The organism is Streptomyces sp. IBSBF 2435 (assembly GCF_036815005.1).
Classification (GTDB): Bacteria; Actinomycetota; Actinomycetes; order Streptomycetales; family Streptomycetaceae; genus Actinacidiphila.
In genome coordinates this window covers 1-12356 of record NZ_JAJSYW010000115.1, presented here as the reverse complement: position 1 = coordinate 12356, position 12356 = coordinate 1, and the positions used below count along the sequence as shown (strand labels likewise).

The 12356-nt window shown below is 72.5% G+C and carries 10 protein-coding genes; 6 read left to right on the top strand and 4 right to left on the bottom strand.

Annotated features, from left to right (window positions below):
- Positions 1-580: 580 nt before the first annotated feature.
- Positions 581-1588, bottom strand: a complete 1008-nt coding sequence (locus tag V7E46_RS21590; RefSeq protein ID WP_333769956.1) for a helix-turn-helix transcriptional regulator — start codon at positions 1586-1588, stop codon at positions 581-583.
- Positions 1589-1772: 184 nt separating this feature from the next.
- On the opposite strand from V7E46_RS21590, the gene V7E46_RS21585 reads away from it, so the two are divergent.
- Entirely contained in the window at positions 1773-3056 is a 1284-nt protein-coding gene (locus V7E46_RS21585; RefSeq protein ID WP_333769955.1) for a Gfo/Idh/MocA family protein, read from the top strand.
- Positions 3057-3115: 59 nt separating this feature from the next.
- Here the strand turns inward: V7E46_RS21585 and V7E46_RS21580 are convergent, their stop codons facing one another.
- Positions 3116-4354, bottom strand: a complete 1239-nt coding sequence (locus V7E46_RS21580; RefSeq protein WP_333769954.1) for a DUF4032 domain-containing protein — start codon at positions 4352-4354, stop codon at positions 3116-3118.
- A 179-nt stretch (positions 4355-4533) separates the two neighbouring features.
- Here V7E46_RS21580 and V7E46_RS21575 point away from each other — a divergent pair, with 179 nt between their 5' ends.
- Positions 4534-5037, top strand: coding sequence for a DinB family protein (locus V7E46_RS21575; RefSeq protein WP_333769953.1), 504 nt, complete (start codon positions 4534-4536; stop codon positions 5035-5037).
- 207 nt (positions 5038-5244) lie between these two features.
- On the opposite strand, the gene V7E46_RS21570 is transcribed toward V7E46_RS21575, so the two are convergent.
- Positions 5245-5550 (bottom strand): DUF397 domain-containing protein, encoded by a 306-nt coding sequence (locus V7E46_RS21570; protein WP_333769952.1) that lies wholly within the window; start codon positions 5548-5550, stop codon positions 5245-5247.
- Positions 5547-6401, bottom strand: a complete 855-nt coding sequence (locus V7E46_RS21565) for a helix-turn-helix domain-containing protein (RefSeq protein ID WP_333769951.1) — start codon at positions 6399-6401, stop codon at positions 5547-5549. The genes V7E46_RS21570 and V7E46_RS21565 overlap by 4 nt, the downstream gene beginning before the upstream one ends.
- Before the next feature lie 156 nt (positions 6402-6557).
- On the opposite strand from V7E46_RS21565, the gene V7E46_RS21560 reads away from it, so the two are divergent.
- From V7E46_RS21560 to V7E46_RS21545, 4 genes are all read left to right on the top strand, one after another.
- Positions 6558-7025 (top strand): ATP-binding protein, encoded by a 468-nt coding sequence (locus tag V7E46_RS21560; protein ID WP_333769950.1) that lies wholly within the window; start codon positions 6558-6560, stop codon positions 7023-7025.
- Entirely contained in the window at positions 7025-8275 is a 1251-nt protein-coding gene (locus V7E46_RS21555) for a tetratricopeptide repeat protein (protein ID WP_333769949.1), read from the top strand. Before V7E46_RS21560 ends, V7E46_RS21555 begins: the two co-directional genes overlap by 1 nt.
- Before the next feature lie 434 nt (positions 8276-8709).
- On the top strand, positions 8710-11109 hold the full coding sequence (locus V7E46_RS21550) for an ATP-binding protein (protein ID WP_333769948.1): 2400 nt from the start codon (positions 8710-8712) through the stop codon (positions 11107-11109).
- Positions 11110-11252: 143 nt separating this feature from the next.
- Positions 11253-12356 (top strand): DUF5954 family protein (locus V7E46_RS21545; protein ID WP_333769947.1); only part of this gene is annotated, 1104 nt, incomplete at its 3' end.

The window sequence follows — 12356 nt, the reverse complement described above, 5'->3', positions numbered from 1 at the left end:
TGGTCTGCGGGAACCAGCCGGCGGGAGCGACGCTCGGGAACCACCCGGCGGGCTTGGCGCTGGGGAACCACCCGGCAGGGGCAACCGCGGGAGTGGTCTGCGGGAACCAGCCGTCAGGAACATCTGTGCCAGTGGTCTGCGGGAACCAGCCGGCGGGAGCGACGCTCGGGAACCACCCGGCGGGCTTCGCGCTGGGGAACCACCCGGCAGGGGCCACCGCGGGAGTGGTCTGGGGGAACCAGCCGTCAGGCGTCACACTCGGGAACCAGCCGTCAGGCGAGGCGGGATCGGTCGATGCGACCGGGGCCGGCGCCGGAGCGGGGGACGAAGCAGCATCGGCGGCAACGGCTGTGCCGGCCGCCGACGACAGAACGAGCACCAGTGCTGCAACAGCGGAGACATGTGTCGAACGCCTGATCCGCGACATCGTAATCCTTAGGTGGGCAGGAGTAAGTGGGTGCTCACTATGGTGGTGTGGTGACACGTAACTTTCCCAATGGTGGCAAATACACACAGGCACAGGCCAGTTTTCGCTTGTGCGTATTTCCGCCATGGCGTGAATGCGCCGGTGTGATCCTCGTCAGATCAGGCCGTGCGCCGCAGCGAGGACTCCTGCCTGGAATCGGCTGTCAGCCTCAAGATACCGCATGATCTCAGAAACCAGGCGACTCACGGTCCTCAGTGATACCCCGAGTTTCCTGGCGATCCGCTCGTCCGTCAGGCCGTTCGCCAGCAGTCGCATGGTGGTGCGGTGCTGCTCGGTCAGCTCGCTGTCCGGGTCCAGGCCGTTCGCCGCGTTCACGGAGTAGGGAACGGAGCGCAGCCAGCAATCCTCGTACATCGCCACGTAGGAGCGAACGAGAGCCGGGCCTCTCACAACAACAGCGGGGCCCGAGGGCTCTTCCGGATTAGCCAGTACGAGAGCGCTGTGGGTATCGGCCATAAGGAGATCGAAAGGCACCTGCGGCGCCAATCTGACATCCACGCCGGCGGCCGTCAGATCGGAGAGGTATTTACGCTGCCTGGGCGCGGAATTAATGCTCTGGCCGTAAATGGCCCGCACCTTAATGCCGCGGGCGATGAGCGCGTTGTCGGCGGTGAGCGAGCCCGCCAGCACCTCGCTGGACGGCAGTGGACCCGGGTGCATCCAGCTGGCCGACTCCGTGATCGTGGCGTCGAAGTCGCGCAGGAACTGCCGCCGCCGGTGGTCCTTGGTGACCAGCTCGACCTCGATCTCGGCGTTCTCCCGCATCACCGCGGGCCGGTAGCGCTCCATCAGGGACTCGGCGGCCGTGACGATCGTGGTCAACTCGTCGCGCTGACGGCGCAACGAGGCCCGCTGCCGGGCCAGCAGCTCGATCAGGGCGGTGTCCGGCTCCACCGGATCCACCACGTCCGCGGTGTCGCCAGGGCGTATCAGCCCGAGCTCCTCCAGCTCGCGCCAGCCCACCTCGGCTTCCGCCTCGGTCAGCCCGATCGCCGCCGCGGCCTTCGCCGGGACGGAGGAGCCATTGGTGCGCAGTGCCTGATAAAGGGCGAGCCCGATGTCGGCCGCATTCGGCCCACCACCCCTCACCGAATTGGCCACGGATTCCCTCTTTCGTCGCCGGGTGCGCCGAAACGTGCAGGTGCCTGCAAGGTGGCAACCGCACCCTATACCGACTCTAGCAATGGATGGCCCTCATGCCATGGTCGAGATCACGGTTCGGACACCCCGGCGTCGCGGTCGCGCCACGTTTCCTGGTAGGAACGAGTGCCGGTCGGCCGAAAGGATGAGCACGATGCGTCACGCGGGGCAGCAGGGGCCGCCGGGGGGAAGGGCGCCCGCACCGGCCGGGCGGCGGCCCTCGCAGGAGGGCGGGGAGCCCGGCACAGCAGGGCAGGACGCCCGCGCGGAGCGCGGTCCCGGTCCCGGCGCCGACCTGGGACAGGAACCGCTGGCCACCCACGCTCCGGTACCGGTGGTGATCATCGGGGCCGGCAGGGTCGCGCACGCCGCGCATCTGCGCGAGATCCGCGACCTGCCGGATCTGATCAGGCCCGTCGCGGTGATCGACCCCGACCCCGGGCACCGCGCCGCCGTGATGGCCGGTTTCCCCCGGGTCGCGGTGTGCGACACGCCCGAGGAGGCGACGCGGGCCGGGGCGGGGGCGGCGCTCGTGCTGTCTCCGTGGTGGACCCACAAGGACATCGTGCTCGCCTGCCTGGAAGCCCGGCTGCCGGTGCTGTGTGAGAAGCCGGTCAGCCTCGACCCGGCCGAGATCGACGAGCTGATCGCCGCCGAGCGGCTCAGCGGCGTCCCCGTCACCGCCGGCTACATGAAGCGGCACGACCCGGTGGTGCGGCTCTTCATCGGCCACTGCCGCGCCAACGCGGCCACCGCCCGCCGGATCGCCGTGGACATCCACGACCCGAACGCCCCGCACCTGGTCGACCACCTGGTGCCCTACCCGCCGCCGCCCTTCGGCCCGCAACCGCCGCCCGCCCGGGCCGCGCTGGCCCGCGCGCTCGGCGCGGACTCCTCGGCGCTCCAGCGCGAGGTCTACGCCCGCGGCCTCGGCGGCTCGCTGATCCACCAGGTCAACATCGTGCACGCGGCCCTCGACGGCACCGGGCGCGAGCTGTACGGCAGCCTGGAGCACAGCCTCCAGTGGGCAGGCGGCAGCGCGGTCAGCTGCCGCTGGCGGCCCGACGACGGCCTCGTCGTGGAGGCCAGCCACCTGCGGCTGCCCGCGCACCGGCGCTACCGCGAGACGCTGGAATTCACCGGCACCGACTCGGTCGCCACGCTCACCCTGCCCTCGCCGTACGCCCGCGACGAGGGCGCGACGCTGCACATCGACACCTGGGACGAGGCCACCGGCCTGTCCACCCGCCGTACCCACCGGGCCGGACCGGCCGTGACCGGCTTCCGCGAGCAGCTGCGGGCCTGGACCCGCAGCGTCTCCCAGGCGCCCGGCCCCGGCCCGCGCACCGGTGACCGGCCGCTGCCCGGCCTGCGCGAGGTGCGCGAGGACGCGCTGGCGGTGCGTGAGGCCGCGCTGCGGCTCACCTGAGACCGGGGCGTGGCCCGCCCGGGACCGGGGCGGGACTCCGCCGGCACCCGGGCGCCTGGTCACTCCGGTTCGGCCACCACCGCGGTCGGGTCCGGCACGTGCGGCAGCACGTCGGTGATGTAGCTCGCGACGGTCGCTTCGAGGCCGACGTCCCGGCCCGCCGCCTCCGACAGGTACCAGCGGTGCTCCAGCAGCTCGTGGTAGACCTGCGCCGGATCCACATGGCGGCGCGACTCCAGCGGCACCAGGCGGACCGCGGGCCGGAAGACCTGCCGCACCCAGCGGTGCGCGAGCACCTCGGGGCGGGCGCCGAGCGGGTCGCCCGGGGCGTAGTCGTCCTGGGTGGTCATCCAGGAGTCCAGGTCGTTGAGCAGGCTGCGGGCCTGGTTCTCCTCGGTGTCGAGGCCGGTGAGCCGCAGCAGTTGCCGCTGGTGGTGCCCGGCGTCCACCACCTTCGGCACGAAGGTCACGCTGTCGCCGCCGGGTGAGCGCTGGATCTGCATCTCGGCGACGTCGAAGCCGAGGTCGTTGAGCCGGCGGATGCGGCGGTCGATGTAGTGCCGCTTGTCCGCCGGGTAGACCGACTCGCGGGTCAGCTCGTGCCACAGGTCGGTGTAGCGCGAGCAGATCGCCTCCGCGAAGGTCACCGGGTCCACCGAGGGGTGCAGCGAGCCGCCCGCCTCCAGGTCCATCAGCTCGCCCGCGATGTTCACCCGGGCCAGCTCGATGTCGTAGTCCCGCTGGCCCGAGGTCAGTTCGGGCTGGATCTGCCCGGTCTCGGCGTCCACCAGATACGCGGCGTAGGCGCCGGCATCCCGGCGGAAGAGGGTGTTGGACAGCGAGCAGTCGCCCCACGCGAAGCCGACCAGGTGCAGCCGCACCAGCAGCACCGCCAGCGCGTCGAGAAGCCGGTTGACGGTGCCGGGGCGCATCGTCGTCTCGAACATCGAGCGGTACGGCAGCGAGCCGTTCAGGTGCCGGGTGATCAGCGCGGGCTCCAGCGCCGTGCCGTCCGCGCCGACCCGCCCGGTGACCACCGCGATCGGGTCGACCGCGGGTATCCCGAGCCGGTCCAGGTCCCGCAGCAGGCCGTACTCGCGGACCGCCGCCCACTCGCTGACCTCCTTGACCGCGACCACCTCGTCACCGGCCCGCGCGAAGCGCACCACGTGCCGCGAGATGCCGCGCGGCAGCGCGACCAGGGACTTGTCCGACCACTGTTCGAGCGGCACGTGCCATTCGAGGTCGAGCAGGTCGGACGGATGGTCGGCGTCGAAGGCCCTGATCTGGAGCGGCATGGCGCGTTCTCGTCTCGGTGCGGGGGGATGCGGCGGCTCTTCCGATGCTGCCATGCGCCTGCGTCGGGCTGTACGGGCGGGCCGCCCGCCTTCCGGCCGGGGGACCCGGGGCCATGACCGGCGCCGACACGCCCTTAACCGTTCGACAACGCGCGGCCGATCGAAGACGATGCGTCCCCATGACCAGAACCGATGTCCCGCCCACCGGTGACGAGCGCGCCTCTCTCGTCACCTTCCTCGACTACGTCCGCGACACCGCCCGGATGAAATGCGACGGCGTCTCGGCCGAGGACGCCCGCAGCGCCCCGCTGCCCGGCTCCCCGCTGATGACGCTGTGCGGCCTGATCAACCATGTGCGGTGGGTCGAGCACTGGTGGTTCGACGTGATGTTCCTGGACGGGAAGGACGAGGGTCCCTGGACGGACGAGGACCCCGACCGCGAGATGCGCATCGCGGTGGACATCCCGCTCGCCGACCTGCTCGCCGAGTACACGGCCCAGAACGTCCGCCACCGCGAGCTGGTCGCCGCCCACTCGCTGGACGAGATGGCGAAGCGCACGCTCCGCGACGGCAGCGCGATCAATCTGCGCTGGATCCTCCTCCACCTGATCGAGGAGATCGCCCGCCACAACGGCCACCTGGACATCCTCCGCGAGATGGCCGACGGCACGACCGGCGACTGACCCGCCAGGGGCTGCCTCCGGCCCGTGCCCGATCCGCGCTCTCGGCCTCCGGTTTGGCTGGAAAGGGCCGCTCCCAAGCGGCTGGCGTTCTGCGAGGATCAGCTCAGATGAACGAGGGAGTGCTTCCTCGTTCATCTCCGCCGATGCCTTCTGCGCCGGGGAACGCGGATCGGGGCGGGGGTTGGGGACCCCCGCCCCGGGTGTGGATCAGAGGCCGCGCGCGTAGTCGAGGAAGGTGGACCACTCCGTGGGGGAGAAGGCCAGTTGGGGGCCTTCTTTGTCCTTGGAGTCGCGCACGTGCACGACCTCGGGGCAGCTTGCGACCTCGACGCAGTCGCCGCTCTGGCCGCCGCTGTGGCTGGACTTGTGCCAGGGTGCCGCGACCTCGACGCAGTCGTCGCCAGAGCTGCCGCTGTAGCTCGACTTGCGCCAGGCGACAGCCACCTCGATGCAGTCGCCGCTCGCGCTGCCGCTGTAGCTGCTCTTGAACCAGGTCAGTTCGGGGGTGCTCATAGGTCTCCTCGCAGTTGCAACAGCAGGCTCCTGGAGTCCTCGGGGGTGAGGGCCTGCGAGCGCAGTTTTGCATACCGCATCTGGAGGACGCTGACCAGTTTCGGGTCGGATATGAGCTGTCCGGTGTCCTGCCCCTCGTTGTAGGCGAGCCATCTGTTGTCGGGCGTCTCCACCAGCTGGATCGGCCCGTGCATACCGGGATGTACGCCGGTGGCCAGCGGCAACACCTGGATCTCGATGTTCCGTCGCCGACCGACGTCAAGCACGTGGTCGATCAGTTGCTTCGTGGCCTCCGGCCCGCCGGTCTGCCGCAGGAACAGGTGCTCGTCGAGGACGAAGCTGAACGCGGTGTTCGGCCGTTCACTGAGCAGCTTTTGCCGGTCGAACCGAGCGGTCCACTGGGCGTCGACCTCCTCGTCGCTCAGCGGCGGCAGGCGTTCCTCGAACAGCGCGCGTGCGTACCGCTCCGGCTGCAACAGGCCCGGGATGAACCGACACTCGTACATGCACAGGGCGATCGCCGTCGCCTCCTCCCTCGCCCACTGCCTGAACCAGCTGGCCAGGCCCGGCTGGCGGGCGATGTGCTTGACCGCGTTCCGCAGCGCGCCCGTGTTGCCGAGCACCGGCTCGGCACGGTCCGCGAAGTCCGGGTCCGGCATTCGGCGGCCCACCTCGATCGAGGTGATCGTGTGCTTGGACAGGCCGACGTGCGCGCCGAAGTCCTCACGACTGAGACCCGCGTGTTCGCGTAAGGCCTGGACGAACGCGCCGAACGTCCGCAGACTGTCGGAGGGTTCGGGTTCACCACCCATGCTCGTCACGCTGCCACCGCCCGTACTGTTGGCCGTCATCGGCCACCTCCCGCGCATTCGCCCTGGGGTCACTTGCTGACCGGGCCATGCTTACGCTCGGTGATGTGTACTGTCCACCCTTGGTGCATGTACGCTCGCGCAGCGTACATAACGGGGTCCTGGCAGACCGCGTTTCCGCAGGCCACATTGGGCGTCATGACAACTCCAGCCACCCGCCAACTGCCCTGTGCCGAGGGTGAGTTCAGGCAGCAGTTCAGCTCCACCCGGCGTGGTGCCCGACTCGCGCGGCACTTGGCGCTGCATCAGCTGAACAGTTGGGGGCTCCCGTACGGCAGCTCCGCCTTCGAGGCCGCCGAGACCGTCGTGGCCGAGCTGGCGGCGAACGCCGGGACCCACGGCAGCGTCTCCGGAAGGGACTTCGAACTGCGGCTCGCGCTCAGCCGGACCACCTTGCGCATCGAGGTGTCCGACACCCGTACCGAACGCCGTCCGCCCGGCCCCGGCGACCTCGCCCCGGTCGGCCCGCTGGCCGAGTCGGGTCGCGGGCTGCTGCTGGTCGAGGCGGTGGCCGACCGCTGGGCGGTGCTGGACCGCTTCCCGGTCGGCAAGACCGTACGGGCCGAACTCGACCTGCCCGCAGGGCTCTACGGAGGGCGCGCCTGATGCCCGGCTACTACCCCGACTACGGCGAGGCCGCGCTGCGCCGCCGCCTGGACCGGTTTCTGCACACCGCCGACGCCGCCAGGGCCTGGCTCGCGCCCGCCGAGCCGCCCCTGCCGCTGCCGCCCCCGCTCTGGCCGCCGCCCGTCTTCGCCGACTACGACACGGCCGTCGACTGGTCCGAGAGCGAACAGCCCGGCTTCGCCGGCCTCGTCCAGGCCGCCTCGTCCGCCGGACTCGACCAGCAGGCCTGGCAGTTGGCCGAGACGCTGTGGCAGGTCTGGCCGCCGTCCGCCGCGGACGCGGACTGGCTGCGTATCGGTCAGCTGGGCCTGGCTGCGGCCGAGCGGGAGGGCGACACGGACGGCCGTATCCGGCTGCTGATGAGCCTCGGGACGGCGTACCGCTCGGCGAACCGGCTGGACGAGGGCCTGCGCAGCCTCGCCCAGGCGCTGGAGCTGTGCCGCAGCTCGGACAACCGGCTGGACGAGGCGCACGCCCTCAACCTCGTCGGCCTGCTGCACCTGCGGGCGCGGCGGCTGGACAGCGCCGCCGCGTGCTTCGGCTCGGCGCTGTCCACCTTCCGGGAGGCGGGCGCGGACCGCTGGGCGGCGGTCGTGCTGTCCAACGTCGCGTCCACCCGGCTGAACGCGGGGCCGGCGGCCGAGGCCGCCGAGGCGGTGCGGCTCGCGCTGGACGCCTACCAGGAGCTGGACGACCGCCGGGGTGAGGGCAACGCCCTGCGGCTCGCCGCCGCGCTGCACATCGAGCTGGGCGAGCTGGACGAGGCCGAGGCGTGTGTGCGCGAGGCGATGCGGATCGCCCTCGCCCTCCGGGACCACGCGCTGGAGGCGTACTGGCTCATCACGCTCGGCGACGTCCAGCGCGCCACCGTCACGTACGGCGACGCCCTGATCTCGTACCAGCGTTCGGCCGCCCTGCACCGGCGTCTGGGCGACCGCAGCCGCGAGGCCCTGGCGTGGCGCGGCGCCGGGCTGACCTACGAGGCGCTCGACCGCCCCGCCGAGGCCGCCGCCTTCCACCGCCGGGCCGCCGCCGTACACGCCGAACTCGGCGACGCCTGGGAACAGGCCGTCGAGCTGGACCACCTCGGCGCCGCCCTCCACCCGCGCGATCCCGAAACGGCCCGTAGCCACTGGAGCCAGGCCCTCGTCTGCCTGACCCCCTTCACCGACCCGCGCGCCGACGCGCTGCGCGCCCGGATCGAGCAGCGGCCCGCGAGAGACGGCTGACACGGGCCTCACCCGCCCCAGCAAGCGCACCGGCCCGCCGTGTCAGGCCAATTGGTCCGGCCAATGGCCGATTCCACCCCGCATCCGGCTTGGCACTCCGGGTAACATGGGCGGGCACGGTCTGTGACAGTGGGTTACTGGGAGGCAGGCATGGCACGCGTGTGGGAGGCCGATCCGCCGGCGATGTCCGACCGGCGGCCGGTCGTGGTCCCCGCACCATGCTCAGCGCGGCGAAGCCGGACACCCGGGACCCCTGACCTCCGGGCGCCGGAATTCCCGGACCGACTGGGCGGACGACTCCTCCGGGACGCCTCGACGGCCCGGACGCCGCCACGCCGTGGACGGCTTGTCCGCAGGACCTCTACAGGGCAGCCCGAGGATGTGCTGCCGTATTTCGAACGAGTGGTGGCGCCGCTTCCGGCGCCACCCGTCGCGTGAGCGGGGGTAGAGCGATCAGCGGTACGAACGCCGGGGATTCGCGGAACGACCTGTCGGGCTCTTCGGGACATGACGCGCGGGCCGGGAGCGTCACCGGGGACATCCCCTTCCACCGGGACTTACCGGACCGGCACGGTCCCCCGCCCGGGCAACTGCCCGCCGGCATAGACGGCTTCGTCGGCCGCACCGACGAACTCGGCCTGCTCGACGCGGCCCTGACCGACCGCGACGGCGGCCGGGCCGTGGTGTCGGTGCACGTGGTCGCCGGGACGGCGGGCGCCGGGAAGACCTCGCTGGCCCTGCACTGGGCGCACCGGGCCAAGGACCGTTTCCCCGACGGCCAGCTGTTCGTGAACCTGCGCGGCTACGACCCCGGCGAGCCGGTCACGCCCGAGCAGGCCCTGCGCGGGTTCCTGCGCGCGCTCGGCGTACCGGCCGCCCAGGTGCCGGGCGACGCGGAGACCGCCGCCGCGCTGTACCGCGCGCTGCTCGCCGAGCGCCGGGTGCTGGTCCTGCTGGACGACGCGGCCAGCGCGACCCAGGTGCGCCCGCTGCTCCCCGGCGCCGGCGAGAGCATGGTGCTGGTGACCAGCCGCAGCCGCCTGTCCGGGCTGGCCGTACGGGACAGCGCCCGCCGGGTCACGCTCGGCACCCTCCCCGAGCCGGAGGCGGTGGCCCTGCTCCAGGCGGTCACCAGCGGCCGGCGCACGGACGACGACCTCGACTCGCTCGCCGAACTGGCCCGGCTGTGCGCCCGGTTGCCGCTCGCGCTGCGGATAGCGGCCGAACGCGCGGCCGGCCGGCCGCACCTGCGGACAGCGGAGCTGACCGCGGAACTGCGGGACGGGTCCGCGCTGCGGGACGCGCCGGGCAGCGGCGGCGAGGACGAGGCGGACGCGGTCCTCACGGTCTTCGCCTGGGCGTACCGCGCCCTCCCGCCGCCCGCCGCCCGGCTGTTCCGGCTGCTGGGGCTGCACCCGGTCGCGGACTTCGGGCCGCACCCCGCCGCAGCGCTGGCCGACCTGCCGGTCAGCGGCGCCCGGCGGCTGCTGGACGACCTGGCCGCCGCGCACCTGCTGGAGCGCACCGCCCCCGACCGCTACCACTTCCACGACCTGCTGCGCGCGTACGCCGCCGACCGGGCGCGGACCGAAGAGCCGCCGGAGGAGAGGGACGCGGCCCTGCGCCGGGTCCTCGACTGGTACCTGCACACCGCCGACGCGGCCCAGACCTGGATCAAGCCCGCCGAGGACCACCTGCCGCTGCCCGACCCGGTGGGCAGCGTGCCGCCGCAGGCCTTCGCCGACCACGGCGCTGCCGCGGACTGGGCCGAGCGGGAGCACCTCACCTTCCCCGCCCTCGTCCGCGCGGCCGTCGCCGCGGGCCTGGACGCGCACGCCACGTCCATGGCGGAGCTGGCGTGGCGGGCCATGGCGCCGTCCGCCGCCCGCGCCGACTGGATCGACCCGGGGCACGCCGGCCTGGAAGCCGCGGAGCGGTCCGACGACCCATACGCGCAGCTGCGGCTGCTCACCGTCCTGGGCACGATCCACCGGGAGACCAACCGCTTCGAAGCGGGCCTGGAGTGCTTGCGCCGCGCGCTGGAGGTCGCGCGCCGCACGGGCCGCCGCTTCGACGAGGCCCGGGTGCTCAACACGATCGGCCTGATACACCTGCGCAGGCGGCAACTCGACCTGGCGGGCACGCACTTCGCCGAGGCCGCGGCGATTCTGGAGGAGCTGGACGACCGGCGCCTGGCCGCCGCCGTCCACGCCAACGTGGCGGCCGTCAGCCACAAGGCGGGCCGGCTGCCCGAGGCGGCGACCGCCCTCGACCAGGCGCTGGCCATCAACCGGGCGGCGGACGACCGGCGGGGGCTGGGGAACGCGCTGCGCCTGCTGGCGGTGCTCCAACTGGAGTCGGGGCAGGCCGACACGGCCCTGCGGTCGGCTCAGGAGGCGCTGGAGATCGCGCTCACCCTGCACAGCGACACGCTGGAGGCGTACTGGCTGATCGCCCTCGGCGACACCCAGCGCGCCACCGCCGCCCACGAGGAGGCCCTCACCTCCTACCAGCGGTCGGCGGCCCTGCACCGCCGGCTCGGCGACCGCGGCCGGGAAGCGCTGGCCTGGCGCGGGGCCGGACTGACGTACACGGCCATGGAACGCCCCGGTGAGGCCGCCGACTTCCACCGGCAGGCAGCCGCGGTGCACCAGGAGCTGGGCGACGCCTGGGAGCACGCTGTCGAGCTGGACCACCTCGCGGCGGTGCTCCACCCCAAGGACCCGGCCGTCGCCCGCGGTTACTGGACGCGGGCGCTGACCCACCTGACGCCCTACACCGACCCGAGAGCAGAGGGCGTACGCGCGCGCATAGAGCGGCAGTTGGCGCAATGAGCCGGCGCTGCCGGCCGGAAACGGAGCGGCTTCCCGATGGCGCGTAGCATGCCACCAGGCGTCCTGGCCACATACGGGCGGTTTCGGGCCGTCGGTCGGCGGATTCGGTCACGGGGGACGGCCCGATCGGGCACAGTCTGCCTATGAGCGGTTACGAGGACAATGTCCCCGCCTATCTGACGGTACGGATGATCCAGCAGGACGGTCCCGTCGCGGCGTTCGCCGACCAGGAGGCGTGGCAGGCAAGGGAGCGGTATCCGCAGCTGCACGGAGTGGGGATCGCGGAATACTTCTGGGCCCGGGAGCTGGAGACCGGCGGCTGGGCGCTCTCCGAATACGGCGGCAGCTGGCCGCAGCAGGCGCGCGACTCGCTCGGGTCGCACTTCCGGCTGAGCGCGCACCGGGCCGAGTCGGCGGGTGACGGCGGGGCCGCGAAGAAGTGGATGGCGGCGGCGCTGCGGATGGACCGCGAAGTCCTCAACGAGGTGTGGGCGTTGGGAGAGCGGTACCGGATCGTGCGGACCTCGCACTTCATCCGCTCCGGCGAGGAGGGACCCGAGCCGCCACGCCCCTCCGACCCCGACCCGGCCGAGGTCGGCGAGGCGCACCGGGTGCCGTCGCGCACCAAGGGCTTCGTGGTGGACCCGCACACCGGCACAGGGCTGTCCGACGGCGTCCTCAAGCTGGACCTGCTGCCGCTCGCGGCGATCCTGCCGGGCGCGCCGGACGAGATCAACGACGAGGCCCGCCAGGCGGTCCACCACTATCCCGGGGGCGTGCTGCTGCCCCCCGCCTTCCTCATCTCCGACCGGGTGCGGGGCAGGTGGGAATTCCACGACCCCGGCTCGACCTACTCCACCCCGCAGGGCGCCCGGGACGCACTCGCGTACTGGCTGCGGGTGATGGCACCGTTCACGCTCCGGCTGACGGGCGCCCCGAAGGCCGAATACGCGGCTGCCGCCGACCGGTTGGACGACGAGCGCGGCAACACGGTGTGCGTGGACGGCCACCGTTTCCGGGTGACCCGGGTCGAGCGCCTGGTCCGCATCGGCCCCGACGGCCCCGAGAAGCCGCGCCCCTCCGACTACGACCCCGAGCCCCCCGTCGAGGTGCAGACCCGCCAGCTCCGCGAGAAGGGCGTGATCGACGAGGACGGCAACGACCTCCAGCCCCGCAGGCCGGACCCCCGTACCGCCGAACTCCGCCGCCTCTGGCAGGAGGAGGACACCCGCCGCCAGTCCCTGAAG

Coding starts and splice junctions, on each gene's coding strand:
- V7E46_RS21560 (WP_333769950.1), top strand. CDS start 6,558: ATGACAACTCCAGCCACCCGCCAACTGCCCTGTGCCGAGGGTGAGTTC.
- V7E46_RS21555 (WP_333769949.1), top strand. CDS start 7,025: ATGCCCGGCTACTACCCCGACTACGGCGAGGCCGCGCTGCGCCGCCGC.
- V7E46_RS21565 (WP_333769951.1), bottom strand. CDS start 6,401: ATGACGGCCAACAGTACGGGCGGTGGCAGCGTGACGAGCATGGGTGGT.
- V7E46_RS21575 (WP_333769953.1), top strand. CDS start 4,534: ATGACCAGAACCGATGTCCCGCCCACCGGTGACGAGCGCGCCTCTCTC.
- V7E46_RS21570 (WP_333769952.1), bottom strand. CDS start 5,550: ATGAGCACCCCCGAACTGACCTGGTTCAAGAGCAGCTACAGCGGCAGC.
- V7E46_RS21580 (WP_333769954.1), bottom strand. CDS start 4,354: ATGCCGCTCCAGATCAGGGCCTTCGACGCCGACCATCCGTCCGACCTG.
- V7E46_RS21585 (WP_333769955.1), top strand. CDS start 1,773: ATGAGCACGATGCGTCACGCGGGGCAGCAGGGGCCGCCGGGGGGAAGG.